Source organism: Aurantimonas aggregata (assembly GCF_010500835.1).
Lineage (GTDB): Bacteria > Pseudomonadota > Alphaproteobacteria > Rhizobiales > Rhizobiaceae > Aurantimonas > Aurantimonas aggregata.
In genome coordinates, this window is sequence record NZ_JAAAMJ010000019.1 from 35,414 (window position 1) to 59,497 (window position 24,084).

Consider the following 24,084-nt stretch of genomic DNA (forward strand, 5'->3'; position numbering starts at 1 on the left):
GCCTGTCCGGCCCTGTGGGCCGCGCTTGCCTGGCACTCTGCTTGGAGATCTGCTTCGCGGCGGAAACTGGCGGCCGGGCGCAGCCTTGTCAAGAAAACCCTTGGGGCTTGGCGTCAATCGCGACTTTCCGCCGACAACGGGTGATGGTCGGTGACGAGGCGAATCAGCCGCTCCTCGAGCACATGGGTATAGATCTGTGTCGTCGAGATGTCGGCATGGCCGAGCAGTTCCTGCACCGAGCGGAGATCGGCGCCGTGCTTGAGCAGGTGGCTGGCGAAGGCGTGGCGCAGCACATGCGGCGAGATTCGTGCCGCCGGAATGCCCACCCGCGCGGCCAGCGCCTTGAGATCGCGCGCGAAGGCCTGGCGGGTCAGGTGGCCGCTCTCCGACAATGCCGGAAACAGCCAGGGCCCATCGCCAACGTTGGCGACACGCATCGCCTCGGCGAGACCCTGCAGCGCTTCTCGCGCGGCCTCGCCCACCGGCACCATGCGTTCCTTGTCGCCCTTGCCGCGCACGACGATCATCCGGTTCTTCGAGCGCAGCACCGAGCGCGGCAGGCTGACGAGTTCGGAGACCCGCATTCCGGTGGCGTAGAGGAGCTCGACCAGCGCATGCAGCCGCGCCGCCCGGACGGCCTTGCCCGGCGCGAGCGCCGGATCGGCGGCGTCGGCGGCAGCGAGGTCGAGCAGCGCGTCGACCTCGTCCTCGCTCATGATCTTCGGCAGCGGCCGCTTCTTGCGCGCGCCCTCGATCGGCCCGGTCGGATCGTCCCGGCGTCCGCCCTCGGTGAAGAGGAAGCGATAGAACTGCCGCAATGCCGACAGCCGGCGTGAGCGGCTCGACTCGGCAAAGCCGCGGGCCGCCATGCGCGCCACGTAGGCCCGCAGCGCATCGGTGGAGGCATCGTGCAGCGTCCCGCCCTTCCCGGACAGGAAGCCGGCGACGTCCTCGAGATCGCGGCGATAGGCGGCGACGGTGTTCTCCGCCGCGCCGCGCTCGACGGCCATCATCTCGAGAAACGATTCGATGTCGGCAGCGTCCCGCCCCGCGACCGCCGCTGCGGTGCTCACGGCCGCAGTTCCCCGGTTTCGGGTACGGGCGCAGGCTTCGTCTGCGGCAGCGGCACGTCGACGATCATCTCCCGGCGCGTCGGCTCGACGAAGTAGACGAGCGCCGCCATGATGCCGTAGATGATGCCGGCAACGATCAGAAGCGTCGTCAGGAGGCGGACGAGGGTCGGCATCGCGGTCTGGCGCACTCGCTCTGGATGATGTCCCGTATGACCTGTCGCTTCTAGTGGGAATGAGCGGCAACGCAAGCGGGCCGACGTCATCGTCGGGGCGGAGGAGCGGCGACGTGGGCGGCAAACCCCGCGCTCGCCCGGTGTGCGGATGCGGCGAAAGGCACGATGAGCAGGCAACAGCCTACGGACGCGGCGACGGCAGTCCTTCCCCTTCTCGAGAACCGTTCGGTGACGCTGATCGGGCTGATGGGTGCCGGCAAGACCACGGTTGGCCGCAAGCTCGCGAACTATCTGTCCGTGCCATTCCGCGACAGCGACGCGGAGATCGAGACCGTCTCCCGGATGAGCGTGCCGGAGCTGTTCGAGGCCTATGGCGAGCCGGAATTTCGCGCCCTGGAAGCGCGTGTCATCGCCCGGCTCGCGGCGGAGGGCCCGCAGGTCCTCGCCACCGGCGGCGGCGCCTTCATGCGGGAGGATACCCGCGCTGTGCTGGCCGAAAAGACCGTGACGGTCTGGCTGAAGGCCGACCTCGAGACGCTGATGGAGCGTGTCGGCAAGCGGCCCGGCCGTCCGCTGCTGCAGGCGCCGGATCCCGAAGCCGTGATGCGCAACCTGATGGACGTCCGCTATCCCGTCTATGCTAAGGCCGACATCACCGTGTGCACCCGCAACGTCAAGCGGGAGGTGATCGCTGCCGAGATCGTCGAGGCCCTGCACCATTATCTCGAGAAGGAAGTCGCGCGATGAAACGAGAGGCAGCCTTCGGCGCCGAGCCCCAGGGCACGGCCCCGCGTCGCCGAGTCGTCGTCGATCTCGGCGCGCGCTCCTATGACATCCTGATCGGCCCGGGCCTGATCGACGCGGCCGGCGCGGAGATCGTCGCCCGGCTTCCCGGCATCCGCGCCGCCATCGTCACCGACGAGACGGTGGGCCGGCTCTATCTGACGCGCCTGTCGGTCGCGCTCCGCGCCGCCGGCATCGAGCATGTCGAGATCGTCCTGCCCGCCGGCGAGAAGACCAAGTCCTTCGAGCAGCTCGCCCATGTGGTCGACGCGATCCTCGCCGCCCGGCTGGAGCGGGGCGACGCGGTGATCGCGCTCGGCGGCGGCGTGATCGGCGACCTCGCCGGCTTTGCCAGCGCCATCGTGCGGCGCGGCATGCGCTTCGTGCAGGTACCGACGACGCTGCTCGCCCAGGTCGATTCCTCCGTCGGCGGCAAGACCGGCATCAACTCGCCGCGCGGCAAGAACCTCGTCGGCGCCTTCCACCAGCCTTCGCTCGTCCTCGCCGATACGGCACTGCTCGACACGCTGAGCCCGCGCGAGTTCGCGGCCGGCTATGCCGAGATGGTCAAATACGGCCTGATCGACCGGCCGGCGTTCTTCGACATGCTGGAAGCCGACCTTGGCGGCGTCTTCGGCGGTGGCGCCGCGCGCGGCGAGGCGATCCGCGTCAGCTGCGAGGCCAAGGCCGCCGTCGTCGCCGCCGACGAGGAGGAGCATGGCAGCCGCGCGCTGCTCAATCTCGGCCACACGTTCGGCCACGCGCTGGAAGCCGCCGTCGGCTACGACGCGGCGCGGCTCGTCCATGGCGAGGGCGTCGCCATCGGCATGGTCCTCGCCCACCGCTTTTCGGCCGAACTCGGCTTCTGTCCGCCGGAGGACGCCGACCGTGTCGCCGCCCATCTTGCCGCGGCCGGCCTGCCGGTGCGGATCGGCGCCATTCCCGACGCGCCGCTGACCGTGGAGGAACTGATGCGCGGCATCGCCCAGGACAAGAAGGTCGAGAAGGGCCGCCTCACCTTCATCCTGACGCGCGGCATCGGTCGGGCCTTCGTCGCCAATGACGTCGATCCCGCCGCCGTCGAAGCCTTTCTTGCCAGGGAACTTGACCGATGACCGCCACGCTCTGGATCATGCTCGCCATCGTCGTGGTTCTGGTCTGCATCTCCGGCTTCTTCTCGGGCTCGGAGACGGCGCTGACGGCGGCCTCGCGCGCCCGACTGATGAGCCACGCCAAGAACGGCGACGCCCGCGCGACGCTCGTCCAGACGCTGATCGAGAAGAAGGACCGGCTGATCGGGGCGCTGCTGATCGGCAACAACCTCGTCAACATCCTCGCCTCGTCGCTGGCGACCACCGCCTTTCTCGGCCTGTTCGGCCAGTCCGGCGTCATCTACGCCACCATCGCGATGACGATCATCGTCGTGATCTTCGGCGAGGTCCTGCCGAAATCGGCGGCCATTGCCCGGCCCGACGCCTTCGCGCTGGCCATCGCCCGCCCGGTCAGCATCATCGTCACGCTGTTCGGGCCGCTCACCGGGGTGATCAACTGGATCGTCCGGCGCATCCTGGCGATGTTCGGCGTCAGCCTCGAATCCGGCGCCTCGCTGCTGACGGCGCACGAGGAGCTGCGCGGCGCGGTCGAGGTGCTGCATCGCGAGGGCTCGCTGGTCAATGCCGACCGCAACCGGCTGGGCGGCCTGCTCGACCTGCACGAGCTGGAAGTCTCGGACGTCATGGTCCACCGCACCTCGATGCGGCAGGTCAACGGCGACGACGACCCGGCGGACGTCGTCCGCCAGATCCTCGAAAGTCCCTATACGCGCATGCCGATCTGGCGGAACGACTACGACAACATCGTCGGCGTCGTGCATGCCAAGGACCTCCTGCGCGCCCTGCACGAGGTCGACAACGATCCCTCGAGGATCAACATCCTTAAGATCTGCAATCCGCCGTGGTTCGTGCCGGAGACCACCACGCTGCAGGACCAGCTCAACGCCTTCCTGCGCCGCAAGGGCCATTTCGCCATCGTCGTCGACGAATACGGCGAGGTCGAAGGCCTGATCACGCTCGAGGACATCCTGGAAGAGATCGTCGGCAACATCGCCGACGAGCACGATCTCGACATGCAGGGCGTCACCACCGAGGCCGACGGCTCGGTCGTGGTCGACGGCCAGGTCCCGATCCGCGATCTCAACCGCGCCCTCGACTGGAACCTGCCGGACGACGAGGCGGTGACCATCGCCGGCCTCGTGATCCACGAGACCCAGACGATCCCGGAGGAGCGCCAGGCCTTCACCTTCTTCCAGAAGCGCTTCACCGTGCTCAAGCGCGAGAAGAACCGCATCGCCAAGCTGCGCATCCGCCCCGCCACCATCCTCGTGCCGCCCAAGAAGCTCGGGACCCAGTCGCCGGGCGCCGGCGCGGTCGCGGTGTCGGAAGCCACCGACGGCGATTTCTACGACGAGGGCTACGACGATCTGGTCGAGATGAACGAGACCGAAGAAGCGGCGGCCACGGCTTCGGGCTGGGACGAAGCCGACGACCGGGCCGACCGCGACGAGGAGCCAGACCGCGTCGATGACACCGCGTCTCCCGTCTGGGACGAGACGCCATCCGACGAGCGAAAGCCCGACTGAGCCGAGCGCGGCCGGCGCGGCGCGTTAGGCCTGAGACGCCGGCGCCGCGTCCAGCTCCGCCCGCGCCGCGGCAACCGCCTCCGCCACCGTCGCGGTGAAGCGCAGCGGCGGCGCGCTCTTTCCCTGTTGAACGTCGAGCAGGCGCTGGGCCGCCTCGCTTGCCCCGGCGATCAGCAGCAGGGCCCCGTCGCGCCGTGCCTTGCGGGCGAAGGCGACGATGGTCGCCGCGGCCGAACTGTCGAGCAACGGCACTTCCGCGACATCGAGCACGAAAGCCCGCGGCCGCTCGGCGATCCGGTCGAGCACCGCGCCGACGCTGCCGGCCGCCGCGAAGAAGAACGCCCCGGAGATCCGGCAGACGAAGATGTCCGGGTCGCGGACCAGCGTCTCGTCGAACGGCCTTTCGCCCAGATCGCGATCGCCGTCGGCGCGGTCGGCCTCGACCAGCGGCGCATGTGCGCCCTCGACCGTCACCGCCCCGGCCATGCGATGCAGGAACAGCAGTGCGCCGAGCGAGAAGCCGACGACGATCCCGGTCGTCAGGTCGCGGAAGATCACCAGCAGGAAGGTGGTGGTCAGCACCACCGCGTCGCCGCGCGAGCTGCGCAGGAGGCTGAACACTTCGTGCCGCTCCGCCATGTTCCAGGCGACGAACAGGAGCACCGCTGCCAGCGCGGCGAGCGGCACATAGGCCGCCAGCGGCGCCGCCACGAGCACGAAGACCAAGAGGAACACCGCGTGCAGCATGCCGGCGACCGGGCTGCGGCCGCCGGCGCGGACGTTCGTCGCGGTGCGCGCGATGGTGCCGGTGACGCAGAAGCCGCCGAACAGCGACGCTCCGACATTGGCGATGCCCTGCGCCACCAGCTCGCAGTTCGAGCGATGGCGCCGGCCGCTCATCGAATCGGCGACGACCGCCGACAGCAGGCTCTCGATGGCGCCGAGCAGCGCGAAGGAGACGGCGGCTGGCAGCACCGCGACGACGAGGTCCCAGGAGAAGACCGGCAGATGCGGCATCGGCAGCGACGACGGAATGCCGCCGAAGCGGCTGCCGATCGTGGCGATGTCGAGCCCCGCAACCGTCGCCGCGATCGAGCCGGCGGCGACGGCGATCAGCAGCGACGGCCAGTGCGGCCGGAAATGGCGCACCAGGACGATCAGCGCCAGCGTCGTGAAGGCGATGGCCAGCGTCGACGGATCGAGCGTCGGCGCGGCAGCGGCCAGCGCGCCGAGCTTCTCCACCAGTTCGCCCGGCTCCGCGCCGGCCAGCGTCAGGCCGAAGAACTCCTTCAGCTGCGTCGCGGCGATGACGACGGCGATGCCGGCGGTGAAGCCGACGGTCACCGGATAGGGAATGTACTTGATGAACGTGCCGAGCCGCAGGGCGCCGAGCGCCGCCAGCATCAGCCCCGAGAGGAACGTCGCGACGATCAGCCCCTCGATCCCGTGCGCGGCGACGGTCGCGGCGACGAGCAGGATGAAGGCGCCCGCCGGCCCGCCGATCTGGAAGCGACTGCCGCCGAACAGCGACACCAGAAAGCCGCCGACGATGGCCGTGGTCAGCCCCCGGTCCGGCGACACGCCGGACGCGATGGCGATGGCCATCGAAAGCGGCAGCGCGACGATCGCCACGGTGAGGCCTGCCACGGCGTCGGCCTTGAACGCCGACAGGTCGTAGCCCTCGCGGAGCGTGGTCACGATCTTCGGCGTGAACATTTCCATTGTGCTGATCGGCGGCGCGGCAGCGGGCCTCGGCGATGTCTCGCCTCTGTCGTTCACCTGGCTCGGCGTGGTGGGTATGGTGGCCATGGCGTCAGACGAGCCCCGCTTCGGGAGTGGCGGCCTGCTTCAGCCGAACGCCGCGCCCGCTGCCGCGGCTCGGCACATGCTCGGACAACAGCTCGACGCCGGCGGCATCGAAGGCCGCGACCACCTTCTCCAGCGTGTCGACGACGCCGCGCACGGTCCCCTCGCTCGCCTCCATCCGCTGGATCGTCGGCAGCGACACGCCGGACAGCGCCGCCAGTTGGCGCTGGTCGAGACCGAGCAGCGCCCGGCCGGCACGCATCTGTGCGGAGGTGATCATCGGCAAGCCTGTCGGTTACGATCCGACTAAGCTACCACACGTCGATAGTGATGCACAGAACATCATCCATCACGTTTCATATGTGATAAGCCGCGCGACGCAGGGCGCACGCGGGACCGTGGGCTACCGCCGTGTCGGCTCGCCCGGCGCCGCCGCCTCGATCGCCAGCGCATGGACGCCGGCCGCCAATTCGTCCCGCAGAACCTGGTTGATCGCCCGGTGGCGTTCGATCCGGCTTTTGCCGGCAAACGCGTCGCTGACCAGCCGCACGCGGAAATGCGTCTCGCCCGAACCGTCGAAGGCGGCGTGGTGGTCGCTCTCGCCGTGGTGGTGGCCGGCGTGGAGATGGCTTTCGTCAATCACCGCCAGTGTCTCGGGGGCAAAAGCCTCGGTGAGTTTTGCCTCGATCGTTGCCCGGGTACTCATCGAATGCCGCTCCTTGTCCTGCCATTCCGGCCTGTAGCGCCCTGCCCGCCGCGACGAAGCTTGCGCGAAACAGCCGGAGCCCTTGAATTTCGGGCTTTTTCCGATCTGTCAATTCTTGTTCGACCGATGCTGCAGCACCATAATCGCCGGTGATGAAACTCGACTCCAAATATTTCGACGCGATCCGCGTCAAAGGCAAACGCTCAGCCGAGCCTCCGCGCGCGCCCGAATGCGCGTGGGAAGGCTGCGACCAGGCAGGTATCTACAAGGCTCCGATGGGGCGGGATCACGAGGGCCAGTACCTGAATTTCTGCGTCGACCACGTCCGGCAGTACAACAAGTCGTACAATTATTTCTCCGGACTGAACGACAAGGACATCCAGCGTCACCTGAAGGACAGCCTGACCGGCGACCGGCCGACCTGGACGATGGGGCATAATGGCACGGCGGGCGACGCCGCCCGTGCCGCGACGGCCGCCCGCACGCGACGCTGGAACGGCCGCGCCCGCGATCCGTTCGGCCTGTTCGGCGCCGAGGCGGCGGCCGCCCGCAAGACCGCAGCGCGCCGCCCGAAGCTGCGCTCCCTGGAAGTGAAGGCGCTCGAAACGCTCGACCTCGAGCGCGACGCGACTGGCGAAGCCATACGCGGGCGCTATAAGAACCTCGTCAAGCAGCTGCACCCCGACGCCAATGGCGGCGACCGCAGCACCGAGGACAAGCTGCGCGAAGTGATCCAGGCCTACAAGCTTTTGAAGCAGTCCGGTTTTTGCTAACCGTTGACTGACCGCTTCGGGCTCGGCCTGATCGCGGCGGGCCGCGACGCGACCAGGCGACCCCGCTCTCGTTCGAGGACGGGCAACATCAGAGAATGGACATGGTCCGGCCGGCCCCGACGGGCACCGGGCCTCTGGAGGTATGATGAGTGCAGCGGAACTGGAAGTGGCCCCCCTCCCGGATGCCACGATCTCCGTCCGCGAAACCTTCGGTTTCGATAGCGACCTGACCGTCCCGGCCTTTTCGGAGGCCGACCCGCACGTTCCCGAGCTGGACCCCGACTACATCTTCGACAAGCCGACGACGCTGGCGATCCTCGCCGGCTTCGCCAAGAACCGGCGCGTCATGGTCTCGGGCTATCACGGCACCGGCAAGTCGACCCATATCGAGCAGGTCGCGGCGCGCCTCAACTGGCCGTGCGTGCGCATCAATCTCGACAGCCATGTCAGCCGCATCGATCTCGTCGGCAAGGACGCGATCGTCGTGCGCGACGGCATGCAGGTCACCGAATTCCGCGATGGCATCCTGCCCTGGGCCTACCAGCGCAACGTCGCCCTCGTCTTCGACGAATACGATGCGGGCCGGCCCGACGTGATGTTCGTCATCCAGCGCGTGCTGGAATCCTCCGGCCGCCTGACCCTGCTCGACCAGAGCCGCGTGGTGCGCCCGCATCCGGCCTTCCGGCTCTTCGCGACGGCCAACACCGTCGGCCTCGGCGATACGACCGGCCTCTATCACGGCACCCAACAGATCAACCAGGCGCAGATGGATCGCTGGTCGATCGTCACCGTGCTGAACTATCTGCCGCACGACACCGAGGTCTCGATCGTCGCCGCCAAGGCGCGCAGCTACGACACCAAGGAAGGCCGCCAGACCATCTCCAAGATGGTCCGCGTCGCCGACCTCACCCGCTCGGCCTTCGTCAACGGCGACCTCTCGACCGTCATGAGCCCGCGCACCGTCATCACCTGGGCGGAGAATGCCGAGATCTTCGGCGATCTCGGCATGGCCTTCCGCCTCACCTTCCTCAACAAGTGCGACGACCTCGAACGCCCGCTGGTCGCGGAGTTCTACCAGCGCGCGCTTGGCGAGGAGCTGCCGGAATCGGCGGCGAACCTCGTTCTGGACTGAACCGAGACCGTGGCCCGCATCGGCGACAACCAGCGTCCCCCCGGCTCTCCGCCGGCCGACCGCGAGCCGTTCCGGCGCGCCGTCGCCGGCTGCCTGCGGGCGATCGCCGGCGAGGCCGATCTCGAGATCACCTTCGGCTCCGAGCGTCCCGGCCTGTCCGGCAGCCGCGCCAAGCTCCCCGAACTGACCAAGCGGCCGACCCGCAACGATCTTGCCGTGACCCGCGGCCTCGCCGACGCCATGGCGCTGCGCAAGGCGCGCCACGACGCGCGGATGCATGCGAGCCTCGCGCCCGACAGCAAGGGCGCGCGCGCCGTCTATGACGCCGTCGAGCAGGCCCGCGTCGAGGCGATCGGCGCCAATGCGATGCAGGGCGTGGGCGACAATCTCGGCGCCATGCTCGAGGACAAGTATTTCCGCTCCAACCTCTCCGACGTCACCGACCGCGCCGAGGCGCCGATCGAGGATGCCGTGGCGCTGATGGTGCGCGAGCGGCTGACCGGCCGACCGGTGCCCCCGAGCGCCCAGGCGCTGGTCGACGTCTGGCGCGACTTCGTCGAGGACAAGGCCGGGCCGAAGTTCGACCGCCTGTCGGAGACCGTCGAGGACCAGCAATCCTTCGCGCGGGCGCTGCGCGACATGCTGGTCTCGCTGGAGATGGCCGAGGAGCTCGGTGATTCGGACGACAGCGAGGGCAGCGACGACGACGAGGAGTCCGGCGACAACCAGACCCGCGACAACGAGGAAGGCGGCTCCGAGAAGGAGAGCGGCAGCGACGAGGCGATGCCGCAGGAGAGCGAGACCGAAGGCGAGAACCAGGAGACGGCCGAGCCGGAATCCTCCGAGGTCACGGCCGACGATCCCGCCGACGACGACAGCCAGGACAGCGAGACGCCCGGCGAGACCCGCCGGCCGCACCAGCCTTTGTCCAACCAGCTGCTCGATTCCGACTACCAGGTCTTCACCAAGGCCTTCGACGAGATGGTCGGCGCCGAGGAACTCTGCGACGAGGCCGAGCTCGACCGCCTGCGCGCGTTTCTCGACAAGCAGCTGGCCTCGCTCCAGGGCGTCGTTGGCCGCCTCGCCAACCGCCTGCAGCGCCGCCTGATGGCGCAGCAGAGCCGCTCCTGGGACTTCGACCTCGAGGAAGGCTATCTCGATCCCGCCCGGCTGGTCCGGCTGGTGATCGACCCGATGCAGCCGCTCTCCTACAAGATGGAGCGCGACACCGATTTCCGCGACACGATCGTCACGCTCTTGATCGACAATTCCGGCTCGATGCGCGGCCGGCCGATCACCGTCGCGGCGACCTGCGCCGACATTCTCGCCCGCACGCTGGAGCGCTGCGGCGTCAAGGTCGAGGTTCTCGGCTTCACGACGCGCGCCTGGAAGGGCGGCCAGTCGCGCGAGGCCTGGCTGAAAGCCGGCAAGCCGGGCAAGCCCGGACGGCTCAACGATCTGCGCCACATCGTCTACAAGTCGGCCGACGCGCCCTGGCGGCGCGCCCGGCGCAATCTCGGCCTGATGATGCGCGAGGGCCTGCTGAAGGAAAACATCGACGGCGAGGCGCTGATCTGGGCGCATAACCGCCTCCTCGCCCGCCCCGAGCAGCGCCGCATCCTGATGATGATCTCGGACGGTGCGCCGGTCGACGATTCGACCCTGTCGGTGAATCCCGGCAACTATCTCGAGCGGCATCTGCGCGCCGTCATCGAGGAGATCGAGACCCGCTCGCCGGTCGAGCTGCTGGCCATCGGCATCGGCCACGACGTCACGCGCTACTACCGCCGCGCCGTCACCATCGTCGACGCTGAGGAACTGGCCGGCGCGATGACCGAGCAGCTGGCCGACCTGTTCGAGCAGGAAGGCGCACCGCGTAGCGGCCATGGCAGCCGCCGCCGTGCCGCGATGGGCGGCCGTCGCTGACCGGCGGGCCGTAACCCGCCGGACGTCGAACTCAGTGGAAGAAGATCAGACGGATGCGCCCGCGTCGACCGAACGGTACGGCGCGAATTGCTGCATGATGAGCCGGTAGGGCACCAGCGCCAGCACAGCGATGGCAAGCTTGACCGTCAGGTCGCCGAGCGCCCACGAAACCCAGCGCGGTGCCTCGGTGGCGAATACGCCGAACAACGGCGCCGCCTCCAGCGCGAAGCCGTCGTTCGGCCCGACAAAGGCGAAGACCGGCGCGAAGGCGATGGTGAAGAAGAGGAAGGTGTCGACCACCGATCCGCTCACCGACGAGGCCGCCGGCGCCCGCCACCAGCCGGCCTGCCGCAGCCGGTTGAACACCGCGATGTCGAGCAGCTGCGCGACGAGGAATGCGCCGCCGGAGGCGAGCGCGATGCGCAGCAGGCGATCGCCCGTGGTCGCGTATTCGAGCCAGCCGAGATCGTAGAGGATCGGCGGCACGACGACCGAGCAGAGGATCGCCGTCGCAAAGCCCGCCATCACCACGCGGCGCGCCACGGCTGCGCCGTAGCGACGGTTGGTCAGGTCGGTGACGAGGAAGGCGAAGCCGTAGGTGAAGGCGCCCCAGGTCAGAACGTCGGCGAGCTGGAGGCTGCCAATCTGGGCAAAGACCGGAAACTGCACGGCGACATTCGACGCGAGGACGATCGCCGTCATCGCTGCCACGGGCAGGAGATAGGTGCGTAGGGATGTCATTTTTTTAGCCTGGGTGATGGAACCAGTGCCGAGCCCGAAGGCCCGGCGGATTTGGTCAGTCGGTCACGGCAGCCTTACGCGGCTTCGGTGGCGACCTTCTTGGCGATCTGGCGCTTGAGCAGACGGGCGCGCTGCGACAGCTCCGCCTCGTCGGCCTTGGCGAGGAACGCGTCGAGACCGCCGCGATGCTCGACCGAACGCAGCGCGTAGGCCGACACACGGAGCCGGAAGCGCTGGCCGAGCGCGTCGGAGATCAGCGAAACGTTGCACAGATTCGGCAGGAAGCGGCGACGCGTACGGTTGTTCGCGTGGCTCACATTGTTGCCGGACTGGACAGCTTTGCCGGTCAGTTCGCAGGCGCGTGACATCAGATCACCTTTCAGCTTAACCTAGAACCCGACGGGGACGCGCCGCCGCTAATAACGGCGCGATCATCGCTGTCGGGCATGATCGGAAATTCGACCGGCTCTATAAGCCCTGAGAACCGCAGCGTCAAGCCACAACAACTTTGCGGGATCGGCGCGGCTGGCCACAAAAGCGCGCCGTTCCTGCGCTCAGACGGTCGCAACGGCGTGCCCCTGCTTTTATGGATAGACCAATGATGCGCAAGCGATTCCTTTTCGGCATGCTCGGCCTCGTCCTTCTCGGCGCCTCGGGCGCCGCCGCCGAGACGGCCCGGATCACCACCAGCTACGGCATGGCGGTGATCGGCCTGCCGATCGGCAAGGCGTCCTTCGACACCGTCATCGAAGGCGGCCGCTTCAGCGTTTCGGGGCAGCTCTCCTCCAGCGGGCTCGGCAGCCTCGTGACCGACACCGGCGGCACCAGCAAGGTGTCCGGGACCGTCACGCGCCGCGGCTTTGCCGCCGAACGCTATGCGCTGGACTATTCCAGCGACCGCAAGCGCTGGTCGAGCGACGTCGCCTTCGCCGGCGGCCGGGTGACGTCGAGCGCCGTCAGCCCGAAGCGCGACAAGCCGAAGCCGAGCTACGTTCCGGTGGCCAAGTCCCAGCTTACCTCCGTCGTCGATCCGCTCAGCGGCCTGATGATCCGCACCGGCGACGCCGCATCCGTCTGCAATCGCACGCTGCCGCTCTATGACGGCTGGTCACGGCTCGATCTCGTCCTCTCCTCCGGCGGCACCAACAATTATTCGATGACCGGGTTTTCCGGCGAGGCCGTGGTCTGCAACGCCCGGATCCGGCCGGTCAGCGGCTACGACAAGGACTCCAAGGGGCTCAAGTTCCTGAAGGACCAGACGATCCAGGTGTGGTTCGCGCCGATCGCCCAGCCGGATGTGTTCGTCCCGGTCTATGCCCGCATTCCGACGCAGGTCGGCCCGCTGACGCTGAGCGCCCTCTCCGTCGCGGTACGGTAACGAGAGCCGCTGACGCCGCGGGAAAGTCGCGGCGCTCGGGCTCGCCCCCGCATTGACCGCACCCGGGCCGCTCGCTAGACCCGCGCCATTGCCGGACGGGGACGCGGCCTTGGGGACATTGCTCGGATTTGCCGCGGTGCTGATGTGGTCGCTGCTGGCGCTCCTGACCGCGCGGAGCGGCAGCGTGCCGCCCTTCCTCCTCGCCGCCCTGACCTTCGCGATCGCCACGCTGATCGGCATCGCCGTGTTCTTCGCGCGCGGCGCGCCGTGGCGGGTGTTCCGCCAGCCAGCGGTCGTCTGGCTCGTCGGCGTCGCCGGCCTGTTCGGCTACCATGCGCTGTATTTCGCCGCGCTCCGCAACGCGCCGGCCGCCCAGGCGAGCCTTATCGCCTATCTCTGGCCGCTGCTGATCGTCCTCGGCTCCGCCATGCTGCCCGGCGAGCGGCTGCGCTGGTTCCATGCGCTCGGCGCCCTGCTCGGCCTCGCCGGCGCCGGCATCATCGTCACCGGCGGCGAGGGCTTGTCGCTCTCGGCGGAAAACGGCCTCGGCTACGCCCTCGCCGGCCTTTGCGCCCTGACCTGGTCGGGCTATTCGCTGCTGTCGCGCCGCTTCGGCGACGTGCCGACCGACGTCGTCACCGGTTTCTGCGCCGCCACCGCGCTATTCTCGCTCGCCGCGCATCTCGCCTTCGAGACCACCGTGCTGCCGGCCACCAACGGCGAATGGCTCGCCGTCCTGCTGCTCGGCCTGATGCCGGTCGGCGCGGCGTTCTACGTCTGGGATTACGCGGTCAAGCGCGGCGACATCCAGGTCATCGGCGCCGCCAGCTATGCCGCGCCGCTGCTGTCGACGCTGATCCTCGTTGCGGCGGGCGAAGCCGCGATGAGCCTCGGCGTCGTCGCCGCGGCGATCCTCATCACCGGCGGCGCGGGTCTCGCCGCGCTGCCGCTGTTCGCGCGCCTCGCCCGACGCGACGCCTGATCTCCGGCCTACTTCCGACCCGCCTCGCGCGGCGTCGGCCGCCAGTCCGGCGGCGCCATCTCGAAGGCCGCGAAATCGAAGCCCGGCGCCACCGTGCAGCCGACCAGCGTGTATTCGCCGAGGCTCGTCGCGGTCTGCCACCAGCCCGCCGGCACGACGAATTGCGGCGCCTCGTGCTCGCCGATATCCGGACCCAGCCGATGCGCCGAAGCGTCGTGGCCGTTCTCCGACACGGTGATCACCATCGGCGCGCCGGCATACCAGTGCCAGACCTCGGCGGCGTCCCGCACCCGATGCCATTCGGACGTCTCCCCCGCCTCGAGGAGATAATAGATCGCCGTCGAGCGGGCCCGGCCTGCCGCGTCGACCGCTTCGTCCCGAAACGTCTCGCGGTACCAGCCGCCTTCGGGATGCGGCTTCAGGCCGAGCGTGCGGACGAGGCGAAGTGCGGAGGAGCTCATCAGTACTGGTCCCTCTTCTTGCGGATCGCGGCGAAGACGGCGGCCGGCTCGGCGCCCGCCATCCCCATGTCGTTCGCCAGCTCCGGGTCGTCGGCGCGCAGGAACGGATTGGTCGCCTTCTCCTGCCCGAGCCTGACCGGCAGCGTCGGCTTGCCGGCGATCCGCAGCGTCTCGACCTCCCTCACCCGTTCGCGCAGCTGGGTATTGTCCGGATCGACGGCGATCGCGCACTTGGCATTGGTCGCGGTATATTCGTGCCCGCAATAGAGCATCGTGTCGTCGGGCAGCGCCCGCAGCCGCTTGAGCGATTCCCACATCATCGCCGCGTCGCCCTCGAACAGCCGGCCACAGCCGAGCGAGAACAGCGCGTCGGCCGCAAACAGGGCCTTGGCCTCCGGCAAATAATAGGAAATCTCGCCCAACGTGTGCCCCGGCGTGTCGATCGCCTCGATGGCGATGCCGCCGAGCTCGATCCTGTCGCCACCGGTCACTGTCCGGTCGATCCCCGGGATCCGGTCGCGCTCCTTCTCCGGCCCGACGATCTCGACGCCGAAACGCTGCTTCAGCGCCTCGTTGGCGGCCACGTGGTCGCCGTGATGGTGGGTGGTCAGGATATGGGTCAGCGTCCAGCCGGTGTTGGCGAGCGCGGCGAGGATCGGCGCCTCTTCCGGCGCATCGATGGAGATGGTGGCGCCGGTGTCCTTGTTGTGGACGAGGACACCGAAATTGTCGGTTCGGCACGGAAACTGCCTGATCTCGATCGAAGCCATAGGTTACTCGCTGTTGGGATCCTGTTGGGGTCGAGTTAGGGCGCCGAGCGTTCCTGTCAGCATCGGGGCGCGATACGCTGCTGGAGTTTCGGGCCAGCTTGCTGCTGTTCTATGCGGGCCGGTCTATAGTGGCCGGCCGAACCGCGACTGCCCGAGGGACCCTGCAGCTGACCACCAACGCCGACATCAACGACCTGATCGCGTTCTACGCCTCGCCGCTCGGCCAGGCCGCCGCGCGCGCCGTGTCGCTCGCGTTGACGCCGGTCTGGCGCCACATTCCGGACGAGCGGCTGGTCGGGCTCGGCTACGCGGTGCCCTATATCGATCGCTTCGCGTCCGACGCCGAGCGGGCGCTGGCCTTCATGCCGGCCGCCCAGGGCGCGCAGAACTGGCCGCCCTTCGCCGCGTCCCGCACCGTGCTGGTCGGCTCGGAAGATCTGCCGCTCGGCGATTCGTCCGTAGACCGCATCCTGATGGTGCATTCGCTGGAATTCGCCGAGAGCCCCGAACTCATGATGGCCGAGGCCTGGCGGGTGCTGGCGCCGGGCGGGCGCATCGTCATCCTCGTGCCGCACCGCAGGGGCGTCTGGGCGCGCTTCGAGCACACGCCGTGGGGGTCGGGCCGGCCGTGGTCGCGGGGCCAGCTGACGCGGCTCCTGCGCGACGCCATGTTCACGCCGAGCTCCTGGTCGGAGGCGCTCTTGTTTCCGCCCTTCCGCAAGCGCCCGCTGCTTGGCCTCTCCGCGCCGCTGGAGCGTCTCGGCCGCGATTTCTGGCCGGTCTTCGCCGGCGTCGTCATCATCGAGGCGACCAAGCAGCTCTATCGCGGCCTGCCGGTCGCCTCGACCGCCCGCGAACGCCGCCGGGCGATCAAGCCGGTACTGGTCCCGGCCGGCGCCGGCGCGGGCGCCCGGACATGCCGGAGTGATGGCCTCTGAGGGGAGCGCGGCCGCCGTCCGTCCCGAGCTTTGAACCTATCGTCCGCGATCCGGCTTGCCTGCCGCCCGGACGCCATTAGTGTGGGGCGCGTGTCGCATGCGCTGGCCCATGCTGGAGTTGCCGTGTCGTTTCGCCCGTTTGCCGTCGCCCTGGCGGTGCTGCTGCTGACTGCCCCTGCCGCGTCCGACGTGAAGAGCCGGATCGCGGCTCTCGCGCCATCGGGGCTGGTGCTCGTGCTGGACGAGGACGGCAACGAGCTGATCGCGCAGAATGCCGACGAACCCTTCGTTCCGGCTTCCGTGGCCAAGATCGTCACGGCGTGGCTCGCCATGGAGGTCCTCGGCGGCGACTATCGCTTCGAGACGAGCTTCTACCTCGACGACGACCGGGTGCTTTATGTCCGCGGTGGCGGCGACCCGTTCCTGGTCTCCGAGGAACTGGCGCTGCTCGCGCCGCAGCTCCTCGCCGAAACCGGCACGGAGCCCTTCCGCGGCATCGTCCTCGACGCGAGCTACTATCCCGCCGCGCTTCGCATTCCGGGCATCGAGGTCACCGACGAGGCCTATGACGCGCTGAACGCGGCGCTGGCGGCGAACTTCAACACGATTGCCGCTGTCCGCGACGGGGACACCGTCCGTTCCGCCGAAGAGCAGACCCCGATCACGCCGCTGGCGATCAGCGAATTCCGTGCGCGCGGTCCCAACGGCAGGGGCCGCATCAGCCTGACCCAGGAAGACCCGAGCGTCGGCGTGCGCTATGCCGGCGAACTCATCGCCGCCTTCATCGAGCGGGCCGGCGGCAGCGTCGACGGCGAAATAACGACAGGCGCCGTTCCGGCCGGGCTGGAGCCGGTCCATGTCCACCGCCAGTCGCGCGACCTCACCGAAATCCTGCGGCTGATGCTCATCGGCTCGAACAACTACATGGCCAACCAGGTCTTCCTGGAAGTCGGCGCCAGCCGCCTCGGCCCGCCGGTCAGCCTCGACAAGTCGCTCAAGGTCGCGCGCGAGATGCTGGCGGATCTCGGCATCGCCGATGAAATTCAGCTGGTGGAAGGCTCGGGCATCAGCCGCGACAACCGCTTCACCGCCCATGGTCTCGCCGCAGTCCTCGACCGCTTCGCGCCCCACGCCGAACTGCTGACTGAGAGCCGGCGCGGTTCGCGCTACAAGACCGGCACCTTCTCCGGCGTCAGGACGCTGACGGGCTACGCCAGGACCACCGACCACGGCGACGCGCGCTTCGTGATCTCGCTGAAAGAGGGCGGCGGCCAGCTCCGCTTCGAGCTGCTGGAAATGCTCGAGCGCGGGCTGTAGCGATCGAGGCGGAAGGGCCGCGCTTAATCGCGATCAGCGCCTTCCGGCAGTAGGACGAGAACAGATGCGCATAGAGTGCATGATCGTCTTCCCAGCCGGATCAAGCCCTTACCGCCGCAGCACGAACACAGCCTGCTGGCCGAACAGGTTCCAGAACGCCCAGGGCATCTGCATCCCCATCTTCTGGCCCGTGGCATTGATGGCCACGGCGTTCTCCACTGTCGCCCCCAGTTCCTCGGCAAGCCCGACGAAATCGCGGATGGTGCAGAAATGGATGTTCGGCGTCTCGTACCAGGCATGCTGGAGGTTCGCCGTCACCGGCATCCGGCCGCGCGCCAGCAATGAAAGTCGGATCGACCAGTGGCCGAAATTCGGGAACGACACGATCGCCCGCTCGCCGATTCGCAGCAGTTCCGCCAGCACCGTCTTCGGGTTGCGCGTCGCCTGGATGGTCTGGGAGAGGATGACGTAGTCGAAGGCGTCGTCCGGATAGTGGACCAGGTCGCGGTCGGCGTCGCCCTGGATCACCGACAGGCCGCGCGCCACGCATTCGTTGACGCCTTCCTGGCTGAGTTCGATGCCGCGGCCGTCGACGCCCCGCCGCTGCTCCAGCAGCGACAGCAGCAGCCCGTCGCCACAGCCGACGTCGAGCACGCGGGCACCGCGCGGGACGAGATCGGCGATCAGCTCGAGATCGACACGCGCCGTGGCCGTTGCCCCGGCCCTTGCTGCCTCGGCGTTCAGTTCCGCGACTGCCATCGTCAGAGCCCCCGTGCCCGCGCCGCGGACGAGACGAACCCGTCGATCGCGGCGAAGAAATGCGGCTCTTCCAGGAGAAACGCGTCGTGGCCGCGATCGGTCTCGATCTCGACGAACGATACCGAGGCCGCCGCGGCGTTCAGCGCGTGGACCACGGCGCGATTCTCCTCGGTCGGAAACAGCCAGTCGGAGGAGAAGGAGACGAGGCAGAACCGCGTCTTGGCACCGAGGAACGCGTTGGCGAGCCTTCCGCCGAAATCGCCGGCGATGTCGAAATAATCCATCGCCCGGGTCATGTAGAGATAGGAATTGGCGTCGAAGCGGTCGACGAAGGTCATGCCCTGGTGCCGCAGATAGCTCTCGATCTGGAAGTCGGCATCGAAGCCGAAGCCGAGCGTCTCGCGGTCCTGCAGATTGCGACCGAACTTCCGGTGCAACGCCATTTCCGACAGATAGGTGACATGCGCCGCCATCCGCGCCACCGCGAGCCCCTTGCGCGGCCGTTTGCCGACGGCAAAATAGCGCCCGCCATGCCAGTCGGGATCGGCCATCACCGCCTGCCGGCCGACCTCGTGGAAGGCGATGTTCTGCGAAGAATGCCGCGCCCCGGTGGCGATCGGCAGGGCCGCGAACACCTTGTCCGGGTAGCTCACCGTCCACTGCAGCACCTGCATGCCGCCCATCGACCCGCCGATGACCGCGAACAGCGTGTCGATGCCGAGCCGCTCGACCAGCATCGCCTGCGCCCGCACCATGTCGCGGATGGTGATCACCGGCAGGTCGAGCCCGTAGGGCTCGCCCGTCGCCGGGTCGATCGAGGCCGGTCCGGTCGAGCCCATGCAGCCGCCGATGACGTTCGAGCAGATGACGAAGAACCGGTCGGTGTCGATCGGCTTGCCGGGACCGATGATCGACGACCACCAGCCGGGCTTGCCGGTCACCGGCGACTGACTGGCGGCGTAATGATCGCCGGTCAGCGCGTGGCAGACCAGCACCGCGTTGGACTTGGCCTCGTTCAGCGTGCCGTAGGTGTTGTAGGCGATCTGGAAGGGCGACAGCGCGCGGCCGGCGTCGAGCAGCAGCGGCTCGTCCGCGCCGAAATGCGCCACCGGGCTCGACGGGTCGTACACCTCGCGGTTGCCGGCGGCGTTTTCCAGGTCCTGGCGGGCGGTATCGGCGATCGTCGTCGGCATGGTGATCGGTGGCCTTCCGTGCGGCTTTGCCCGGACCGGCCTCCCCTTCGCTCCGTATCAATGAGGCCTCAGATACGCATTTGCGGCAGCCCCGGCAATGATGTCGCGCCCCGACGGGCATATCGGCCGGGCCGGCGACCCTCGACATCGGCCCGGCCGGCGGTTATTCCGCGCGTGTCCGGCCTGCCCTGAAGGCAGCTTCCGGGCCATCCGCAAGCGAAAGATCAGGACGATGCGACCCGTTCCGAACAGGGGTATCCTGGACATCGAGGCCTACGTGCCCGGTAAGAGCAAGGCGCCGGAAGGCGTTCGCCTCCACAAGCTCTCCTCCAACGAGAGCCCGCTGGGCGCCTCGCCGGCAGCGCTGGAGGCGGCGGCATCCGCCCTGACGCATCTGGAATCCTATCCCGACGGCCAGGCCGACGCGCTGAAGCGCGCCATCGCCGAGGTGCACGGGCTGAACCCGCGCGCCCTGCTCTGCGGCAACGGCTCGGACGAGCTGCTCGGCCTCCTCTGCCAGTGCTATCTCGAGCCCGGCGACGAGGCGATCCACAGCGAGCACGGCTTCCTCGTCTACAAGATCCAGATCCTCGCCCGCGGCGCGACGCCCGTCGTCGCGCCGGAAAAGGACGCCACGGCCGACGTCGACGCCATCCTGTCGCGCGTCACCGAGCGCACCAAGCTGGTCTTCCTCGCCAACCCGAACAACCCGACCGGCACCTACCTGCCGTTCGACGAGGTGCGGCGCCTGCATGCCGGCCTGCCGGGCAACGTCATCCTGGTGCTCGACGCGGCCTATGCCGAATATGTCCGGCGCAACGACTACGGCGCCGGCATCGAGCTCGTCTCCTCGGCCGACAATGTGGTGATGACCCGGACCTTCTCGAAGATCTACGGCCTTGCCGCGCTGCGCATCGGCTGGCTCTACGGTCCGGAGGCGGTGGTCGACGCGCTCGACCGCGTGCGCGGGCCGTTCAACCTCAACGCTCTGGCGATCGCGGCCGGCGCGGCGGCGATCCGCGACCGCGGCTTCCTCGAGACGGCGGTCGAGCACAACACCCACTGGCTGGAATGGACGACCAAGGCGCTGACCGATCTCGGCCTCGCGGTGACGCCCAGCGTCGGCAATTTCGTCCTCGTCCACTTCCCGGCCGAGCCCGGCCGCACCGCCGCCGAGGCCGACGACTTCCTCTCCGCAAGGGGCTACATCCTGCGCCGCGTCGCCGGCTACGGCCTGCCGGATGCCCTGCGCCTGTCGATCGGCACGGAAGAGGCCAATCGCGGCGTCGTCGCGAGCCTGGCGGAATTTCTCGGCAAGGCGACCGCATGAGTGAAGCCCCCTTCGCGCGCGTCGCGCTGATCGGCATCGGCCTGATCGGCTCGTCGCTCGCCCACAACATCCGCGCCCACAGGCTCGCGGATCACATCGCCATCACCACCCGCCGCGCCGAGACCCTGGCGCGGGCGGCAGAACTTGGCCTCGGCGACAGCTACCACCTCGACGCCGCGGAAGCCGTGCGCGGTGCCGACCTGGTGATCCTCTGCGTGCCGGTCGGCTCCTGCGGCGCGGTGTCGAAGGAGATCGCCGCCGCGCTCGAGCCCGGCGCGATCGTCTCCGACGTCGGCTCGGTCAAGGGCTCGGTCATCCAGCAGATGCAGCCGAACCTGCCGGCGCACATCCACTTCGTCCCCGCCCACCCGATCGCCGGCACCGAACAGTCGGGGCCCGACGCCGGCTTCCGCGAGCTGTTCGAGAACCGCTGGTGCATCCTGACGCCGGTCGAGGGCACCGATCCGCAGGCCGTCGAGCGGCTGAAGCGCTTCTGGGAGGGCTGCGGCTCGAATGTCGAGGTGATGACCGCCGAGCACCACGACCTGGTGCTGGCCATCGTCAGCCACGTGCCGCATCTGATCGCCTACAACATCGTCGGCACCGCCGCCGACCTCGAGACGGTGACGCAGTCGGAAGTGGTGAAGTTCTCCGCCTCCGGCTTCCGCGACTTCACCCGCATCGCCGCCTCCGACCCGACGATGTGGCGCGACGTCTTCCTGCACAACCGCGAGGCGGTGCTGGAGATGCTGGCGCGGTTCTCGGAAGATCTGGCGACGCTGCAGCGGGCGATCCGCTGGGGCGACGGCGATACGCTGTTCGAGCTGTTCACCCGCACCCGCGCCATACGGCGCGGCATCGTTGAGGCCGGTCAGGATACGGCCCAGCCGGATTTCGGCCGCGAGCACGGCCGCGGCCCGAAGGACGAGACATAGGCGCCGGGCCTAGGCTGCAGATCTATTTCCGCTGTTTTTGGGTGGAAACGACGTGCATAATTGGCGCATGACAAAGCTACTAGAACAGGCCGTTGCGCGCGTCCGCGCCCTGCCCGCCGATCAGCAGGACGAGTTTGCGCGTGTGCTGTTGCGCCTCGCCGGTGATGATGGGCCAGTTTATCAACTGACGCCCGAGGAAAATGCCTCGCTTGCCGGCTCGCTTGCGGAAGCCGAGCGCGGCGAGTTCGCGACGGACGAGCAGGTGCAGGCGGTCTGGGCGAAATACAACCGTTGAGACTGCGTTATACGCCGACGGCCGCCTATGAGCTGGAACAGGTGCTCGCCCATATCGCGGAGCAATCCCCGCAGGCCGCAAGCCGCAAGCCGCGTTCGATCGCGCATCCAGAAGACCATCAATCTCCTGATCGAGCACCCCCTCAGCGGCCAGATGACGAGCCGACGCCGGTTGCGGCGGATCGTGACAACGCCTTATCCCTATCTGATCTTCTACGAAGCGCGGGAAAGCGAAGTCGTCATCATCGGCGTTCGCCATGCAGCACGCGACCCCTCGACCATGCCCGGGCGGTCATGACGATCGACGGCTTTGCGCGAGTTTCAATGGGCGGCCGCGCCTGCGCAGAACGGTTAAGGGGCGGGAGAGACTAGCAGCGTGGCAATCCCAGCCTCTACTGCAGCGGCGGAACGCTGCCGAGCGGGATGACCCCGGCCGACACGTCGCCGTCGCGAACGTTCAGCCCGATCACCGTCCAGCCGTTCTCCTGGCGGCCGATGAAACCCACCGCCGCGGCGATCGAGTTCGCCACCGATGCGAGCGGCGGCAGCGCCTCGGCGACCAGCGCCGCGATCTGCTGCGGATCGGTCACGGCCAGCTCGAAATCGCCGGAAAGCTCCCCGTCCGCGTCGAAGCGAAAGGTTCCGGACAATTCCGCCCCGGCATCGCCGGAATCAATCGTCAAGGCCCGCAGCGTCGCGTCGCGATCGGCCATCGCCTCCCGCAACGTGCCGCCGGCGCCGCCGGCGAGCCAGTTCGCCGCGCCGGCGATCGTCGCGTCCAGCGCGACGTCGAACGCCGGCAGTGCCGGCATCTCGGGCGCCACGATGCGAATGCCGCGATCGGTCACGGCGAGATCGAGATCGGCATCGCGGCGGCGCACATGCACTTCCAGATGCTCGGCCGTCGCCAGCGGCAGCCGCCCGGCCGCCGGCTGCGCCAAAGCCACGTCCGGCGCCTCGACGACCAGCGAGAAGCGGTCGAGCCCCTCGGTCCAGAAGCTGGCGCTCGCCTGGGCCAGCTGCCAGCGGATGTCGAGCGGCGGGGCCTCCGGCGAATCGACGATCAACGGCGAACCGAGTTCGGAAACGACCTGGTTCGGCTGGTAGATTTGCGCCGCCGTCCGCAGCCCGCCGGCGGCGAGACGCAGCCCTTCGCCGCGCGGATCGACTGTCACCGCGTCGCAGCTTAGGCCGAGCCGGAAGGGGTAGCCCACGACCGCACGGTTGGGGCAGCCGATCTCGACGCCGTTGGCGGCAGCGGCTTCGATCGTCGCATCGATGCGCGTATCGAGCTGCGCCGCGAGGAAATACCAGGCAGCGGTGAGCGCGAGGAACAGCGCCACCGCCACGACGACGATCCAGAGATAGGCCTTCCGGGCCGAGCCGCTTGACGCCGCCATCGCCGTATCCTTTGTGAGCACCCGGCCGGCAGAACCGACGGACAGGGCGATTTGAGGGCAATGGACGATTTATGGGTGTTTGGCTACGGCTCGCTGATCTGGCGGCCGGGTTTTGCGTTTCTCGACCGCCAGCCGGCGCGGCTCGCCGGCTATCACCGCGCGCTCTGCATCCACTCGCACGTCCATCGCGGCACGCCGCAGCGGCCGGGCCTGGTCTTCGGGCTCGACCGCGGCGGCTCCTGCGTCGGCATGGCGTTCCGTGTGGCGGCCGCCGAGGCCGACGCGGTGGTGGCCTATCTGCGCGAGCGCGAACTCGTCACCAACGTCTATCGCGAGGCGCATCTGCCGCTCCGGCTGCATGACGGCGGGAGCGTGCGCGCCCTCACCTACATCGTCGACCGCGGCCACAGCCAGTATGCCGGGCGCATGACCCCGGCCGAGGCCGCCGTCATCGTCCGTGGCGCCCACGGCCAGTCCGGCCCCAATGTCGACTACGTCACAAGCGCGCTGGCGCACATCACCGAGATGGGACTGAAGGACCGCTGGCTGGCCGAGGTCGTCGCGCGGCTCTGAGCG

27 protein-coding genes are annotated in these 24,084 nt (G+C 68.7%); 15 read left to right on the top strand and 12 right to left on the bottom strand.

All coding sequences use genetic code 11. The features are described 5' to 3' along the window. Positions 1 to 113: 113 nt before the first annotated feature. Together GTW51_RS18545 and GTW51_RS18550 are read right to left on the bottom strand one after the other, a co-directional pair. Complete coding sequence (locus tag GTW51_RS18545; RefSeq protein ID WP_343034060.1) at positions 114 to 1,073, bottom strand: site-specific tyrosine recombinase XerD; 960 nt, start codon at positions 1,071 to 1,073, stop codon at positions 114 to 116. Beyond that, positions 1,070 to 1,246, bottom strand: coding sequence for a histidine kinase (locus tag GTW51_RS18550; RefSeq protein ID WP_163045554.1), 177 nt, complete (start codon positions 1,244 to 1,246; stop codon positions 1,070 to 1,072). Before GTW51_RS18550 ends, GTW51_RS18545 begins: the two co-directional genes overlap by 4 nt. 165 nt (positions 1,247 to 1,411) lie before the next feature. Here GTW51_RS18550 and GTW51_RS18555 point away from each other — a divergent pair, with 165 nt between their 5' ends. Genes GTW51_RS18555 through GTW51_RS18565 form a run of 3 tightly spaced genes read left to right on the top strand, consistent with a single transcriptional unit; the run spans position 1,412 to position 4,667 of the window. Beyond that, the gene (locus GTW51_RS18555) at positions 1,412 to 1,993 is read left to right on the top strand and encodes a shikimate kinase (protein WP_163045555.1); all 582 of its coding nucleotides are present in this window, start codon (positions 1,412 to 1,414) and stop codon (positions 1,991 to 1,993) included. Beyond that, positions 1,990 to 3,144, top strand: coding sequence for a 3-dehydroquinate synthase (gene aroB / locus GTW51_RS18560; protein ID WP_163045556.1), 1,155 nt, complete (start codon positions 1,990 to 1,992; stop codon positions 3,142 to 3,144). Before GTW51_RS18555 ends, aroB begins: the two co-directional genes overlap by 4 nt. Beyond that, entirely contained in the window at positions 3,141 to 4,667 is a 1,527-nt protein-coding gene (locus GTW51_RS18565; RefSeq protein ID WP_163045557.1) for an HlyC/CorC family transporter, read from the top strand. Before aroB ends, GTW51_RS18565 begins: the two co-directional genes overlap by 4 nt. Before the next feature lie 24 nt (positions 4,668 to 4,691). Here GTW51_RS18565 and GTW51_RS18570 read toward each other — a convergent pair whose 3' ends face one another. From GTW51_RS18570 to GTW51_RS18580, 3 genes are all read right to left on the bottom strand, one after another. Further along, positions 4,692 to 6,389 (bottom strand): SulP family inorganic anion transporter, encoded by a 1,698-nt coding sequence (locus tag GTW51_RS18570; protein WP_163045558.1) that lies wholly within the window; start codon positions 6,387 to 6,389, stop codon positions 4,692 to 4,694. A 91-nt stretch (positions 6,390 to 6,480) separates the two neighbouring features. Next, a complete protein-coding gene (locus GTW51_RS18575) occupies positions 6,481 to 6,753 on the bottom strand; it encodes a helix-turn-helix domain-containing protein (RefSeq protein ID WP_163045559.1) in 273 nt (90 codons plus the stop codon). Positions 6,754 to 6,876: 123 nt separating this feature from the next. Further along, a complete protein-coding gene (locus GTW51_RS18580; RefSeq protein WP_163045560.1) occupies positions 6,877 to 7,179 on the bottom strand; it encodes a BolA family protein in 303 nt (100 codons plus the stop codon). A gap of 152 nt (positions 7,180 to 7,331) precedes the next feature. Between GTW51_RS18580 and GTW51_RS18585 the strand changes: the two genes are divergently transcribed. The 3 genes from GTW51_RS18585 (at position 7,332) to cobT (ending at position 11,010) form a co-directional block, all read left to right on the top strand. Then, positions 7,332 to 7,952: a J domain-containing protein gene (locus tag GTW51_RS18585; protein ID WP_163045561.1), complete on the top strand. Its 621-nt coding sequence runs from the start codon at positions 7,332 to 7,334 to the stop codon at positions 7,950 to 7,952. 145 nt (positions 7,953 to 8,097) lie between these two features. Beyond that, positions 8,098 to 9,084 carry a cobaltochelatase subunit CobS gene (cobS, locus tag GTW51_RS18590; protein WP_163045562.1) on the top strand — a complete coding sequence of 329 codons (987 nt, stop codon included), beginning with the start codon at positions 8,098 to 8,100 and terminating at the stop codon, positions 9,082 to 9,084. Positions 9,085 to 9,093: 9 nt separating this feature from the next. Beyond that, positions 9,094 to 11,010, top strand: coding sequence for a cobaltochelatase subunit CobT (cobT, locus tag GTW51_RS18595; RefSeq protein ID WP_163045563.1), 1,917 nt, complete (start codon positions 9,094 to 9,096; stop codon positions 11,008 to 11,010). Positions 11,011 to 11,055: 45 nt separating this feature from the next. Here cobT and GTW51_RS18600 read toward each other — a convergent pair whose 3' ends face one another. Together GTW51_RS18600 and rpmB are read right to left on the bottom strand one after the other, a co-directional pair. Then, complete coding sequence (locus GTW51_RS18600; protein WP_163045564.1) at positions 11,056 to 11,751, bottom strand: queuosine precursor transporter; 696 nt, start codon at positions 11,749 to 11,751, stop codon at positions 11,056 to 11,058. Between the two features lie 74 nt (positions 11,752 to 11,825). After that, complete coding sequence (rpmB, locus tag GTW51_RS18605) at positions 11,826 to 12,119, bottom strand: 50S ribosomal protein L28 (RefSeq protein ID WP_163045565.1); 294 nt, start codon at positions 12,117 to 12,119, stop codon at positions 11,826 to 11,828. Positions 12,120 to 12,349: 230 nt separating this feature from the next. On the opposite strand from rpmB, the gene GTW51_RS18610 reads away from it, so the two are divergent. Then, on the top strand, positions 12,350 to 13,129 hold the full coding sequence (locus GTW51_RS18610) for a DUF3108 domain-containing protein (protein ID WP_246233265.1): 780 nt from the start codon (positions 12,350 to 12,352) through the stop codon (positions 13,127 to 13,129). A 109-nt stretch (positions 13,130 to 13,238) separates the two neighbouring features. Then, positions 13,239 to 14,111: an aromatic amino acid exporter YddG gene (gene yddG, locus GTW51_RS18615; RefSeq protein WP_163045567.1), complete on the top strand. Its 873-nt coding sequence runs from the start codon at positions 13,239 to 13,241 to the stop codon at positions 14,109 to 14,111. Positions 14,112 to 14,119: 8 nt separating this feature from the next. On the opposite strand, the gene GTW51_RS18620 is transcribed toward yddG, so the two are convergent. After that, entirely contained in the window at positions 14,120 to 14,572 is a 453-nt protein-coding gene (locus GTW51_RS18620) for a cupin domain-containing protein (protein ID WP_163045568.1), read from the bottom strand. After that, a complete protein-coding gene (gene gloB, locus GTW51_RS18625; RefSeq protein WP_163045569.1) occupies positions 14,572 to 15,342 on the bottom strand; it encodes a hydroxyacylglutathione hydrolase in 771 nt (256 codons plus the stop codon). Before gloB ends, GTW51_RS18620 begins: the two co-directional genes overlap by 1 nt. 167 nt (positions 15,343 to 15,509) lie before the next feature. On the opposite strand from gloB, the gene GTW51_RS18630 reads away from it, so the two are divergent. Together GTW51_RS18630 and GTW51_RS18635 are read left to right on the top strand one after the other, a co-directional pair. Beyond that, positions 15,510 to 16,280: a methyltransferase domain-containing protein gene (locus GTW51_RS18630; RefSeq protein ID WP_163045599.1), complete on the top strand. Its 771-nt coding sequence runs from the start codon at positions 15,510 to 15,512 to the stop codon at positions 16,278 to 16,280. A gap of 123 nt (positions 16,281 to 16,403) precedes the next feature. Next, a complete protein-coding gene (locus tag GTW51_RS18635) occupies positions 16,404 to 17,597 on the top strand; it encodes a D-alanyl-D-alanine carboxypeptidase/D-alanyl-D-alanine-endopeptidase (protein WP_343034061.1) in 1,194 nt (397 codons plus the stop codon). Between the two features lie 108 nt (positions 17,598 to 17,705). On the opposite strand, the gene metW is transcribed toward GTW51_RS18635, so the two are convergent. Together metW and metX are read right to left on the bottom strand one after the other, a co-directional pair. Then, positions 17,706 to 18,356 (bottom strand): methionine biosynthesis protein MetW, encoded by a 651-nt coding sequence (metW, locus tag GTW51_RS18640; RefSeq protein ID WP_163045571.1) that lies wholly within the window; start codon positions 18,354 to 18,356, stop codon positions 17,706 to 17,708. Between the two features lie 2 nt (positions 18,357 to 18,358). Further along, positions 18,359 to 19,549 carry a homoserine O-acetyltransferase MetX gene (gene metX, locus GTW51_RS18645; RefSeq protein WP_163045572.1) on the bottom strand — a complete coding sequence of 397 codons (1,191 nt, stop codon included), beginning with the start codon at positions 19,547 to 19,549 and terminating at the stop codon, positions 18,359 to 18,361. Positions 19,550 to 19,781: 232 nt separating this feature from the next. On the opposite strand from metX, the gene hisC reads away from it, so the two are divergent. The 4 genes from hisC to GTW51_RS18665 are packed head-to-tail and all read left to right on the top strand — an operon-like array spanning position 19,782 to position 22,406. Further along, positions 19,782 to 20,879, top strand: coding sequence for a histidinol-phosphate transaminase (hisC, locus tag GTW51_RS18650; RefSeq protein WP_163045573.1), 1,098 nt, complete (start codon positions 19,782 to 19,784; stop codon positions 20,877 to 20,879). Further along, complete coding sequence (locus GTW51_RS18655; RefSeq protein ID WP_163045574.1) at positions 20,876 to 21,814, top strand: prephenate/arogenate dehydrogenase family protein; 939 nt, start codon at positions 20,876 to 20,878, stop codon at positions 21,812 to 21,814. The genes hisC and GTW51_RS18655 overlap by 4 nt, the downstream gene beginning before the upstream one ends. Positions 21,815 to 21,866: 52 nt before the next feature. After that, a complete protein-coding gene (locus GTW51_RS18660) occupies positions 21,867 to 22,109 on the top strand; it encodes a hypothetical protein (RefSeq protein WP_203566173.1) in 243 nt (80 codons plus the stop codon). Positions 22,110 to 22,136: 27 nt separating this feature from the next. Continuing rightward, positions 22,137 to 22,406 carry a type II toxin-antitoxin system RelE/ParE family toxin gene (locus tag GTW51_RS18665; RefSeq protein ID WP_246233266.1) on the top strand — a complete coding sequence of 90 codons (270 nt, stop codon included), beginning with the start codon at positions 22,137 to 22,139 and terminating at the stop codon, positions 22,404 to 22,406. A gap of 94 nt (positions 22,407 to 22,500) precedes the next feature. Here GTW51_RS18665 and GTW51_RS18670 read toward each other — a convergent pair whose 3' ends face one another. Beyond that, complete coding sequence (locus tag GTW51_RS18670) at positions 22,501 to 23,508, bottom strand: DUF2125 domain-containing protein (protein WP_163045575.1); 1,008 nt, start codon at positions 23,506 to 23,508, stop codon at positions 22,501 to 22,503. Between the two features lie 60 nt (positions 23,509 to 23,568). Here GTW51_RS18670 and GTW51_RS18675 point away from each other — a divergent pair, with 60 nt between their 5' ends. Further along, the gene (locus GTW51_RS18675; protein WP_163045576.1) at positions 23,569 to 24,081 is read left to right on the top strand and encodes a gamma-glutamylcyclotransferase; all 513 of its coding nucleotides are present in this window, start codon (positions 23,569 to 23,571) and stop codon (positions 24,079 to 24,081) included. The last annotated feature ends 3 nt before the right edge of the window (positions 24,082 to 24,084 follow it).

Bases quoted from the DNA above. Each gene is read 5' to 3' on its own strand.
- hisC (WP_163045573.1), top strand. From the start codon at position 19,782: ATGCGACCCGTTCCGAACAGGGGTATCCTGGACATCGAGGCCTACGTG.
- GTW51_RS18620 (WP_163045568.1), bottom strand. From the start codon at position 14,572: ATGAGCTCCTCCGCACTTCGCCTCGTCCGCACGCTCGGCCTGAAGCCG.
- GTW51_RS18600 (WP_163045564.1), bottom strand. From the start codon at position 11,751: ATGACATCCCTACGCACCTATCTCCTGCCCGTGGCAGCGATGACGGCG.
- GTW51_RS18570 (WP_163045558.1), bottom strand. From the start codon at position 6,389: ATGGAAATGTTCACGCCGAAGATCGTGACCACGCTCCGCGAGGGCTAC.
- GTW51_RS18610 (WP_246233265.1), top strand. From the start codon at position 12,350: ATGATGCGCAAGCGATTCCTTTTCGGCATGCTCGGCCTCGTCCTTCTC.
- GTW51_RS18555 (WP_163045555.1), top strand. From the start codon at position 1,412: ATGAGCAGGCAACAGCCTACGGACGCGGCGACGGCAGTCCTTCCCCTT.
- GTW51_RS18585 (WP_163045561.1), top strand. From the start codon at position 7,332: ATGAAACTCGACTCCAAATATTTCGACGCGATCCGCGTCAAAGGCAAA.
- GTW51_RS18665 (WP_246233266.1), top strand. From the start codon at position 22,137: ATGAGCTGGAACAGGTGCTCGCCCATATCGCGGAGCAATCCCCGCAGG.
- GTW51_RS18675 (WP_163045576.1), top strand. From the start codon at position 23,569: ATGGACGATTTATGGGTGTTTGGCTACGGCTCGCTGATCTGGCGGCCG.
- metX (WP_163045572.1), bottom strand. From the start codon at position 19,549: ATGCCGACGACGATCGCCGATACCGCCCGCCAGGACCTGGAAAACGCC.
- gloB (WP_163045569.1), bottom strand. From the start codon at position 15,342: ATGGCTTCGATCGAGATCAGGCAGTTTCCGTGCCGAACCGACAATTTC.
- aroB (WP_163045556.1), top strand. From the start codon at position 1,990: ATGAAACGAGAGGCAGCCTTCGGCGCCGAGCCCCAGGGCACGGCCCCG.
- GTW51_RS18670 (WP_163045575.1), bottom strand. From the start codon at position 23,508: ATGGCGGCGTCAAGCGGCTCGGCCCGGAAGGCCTATCTCTGGATCGTC.
- cobS (WP_163045562.1), top strand. From the start codon at position 8,098: ATGAGTGCAGCGGAACTGGAAGTGGCCCCCCTCCCGGATGCCACGATC.
- metW (WP_163045571.1), bottom strand. From the start codon at position 18,356: ATGGCAGTCGCGGAACTGAACGCCGAGGCAGCAAGGGCCGGGGCAACG.
- GTW51_RS18575 (WP_163045559.1), bottom strand. From the start codon at position 6,753: ATGATCACCTCCGCACAGATGCGTGCCGGCCGGGCGCTGCTCGGTCTC.
- rpmB (WP_163045565.1), bottom strand. From the start codon at position 12,119: ATGTCACGCGCCTGCGAACTGACCGGCAAAGCTGTCCAGTCCGGCAAC.
- GTW51_RS18580 (WP_163045560.1), bottom strand. From the start codon at position 7,179: ATGAGTACCCGGGCAACGATCGAGGCAAAACTCACCGAGGCTTTTGCC.
- GTW51_RS18550 (WP_163045554.1), bottom strand. From the start codon at position 1,246: ATGCCGACCCTCGTCCGCCTCCTGACGACGCTTCTGATCGTTGCCGGC.
- GTW51_RS18655 (WP_163045574.1), top strand. From the start codon at position 20,876: ATGAGTGAAGCCCCCTTCGCGCGCGTCGCGCTGATCGGCATCGGCCTG.
- GTW51_RS18565 (WP_163045557.1), top strand. From the start codon at position 3,141: ATGACCGCCACGCTCTGGATCATGCTCGCCATCGTCGTGGTTCTGGTC.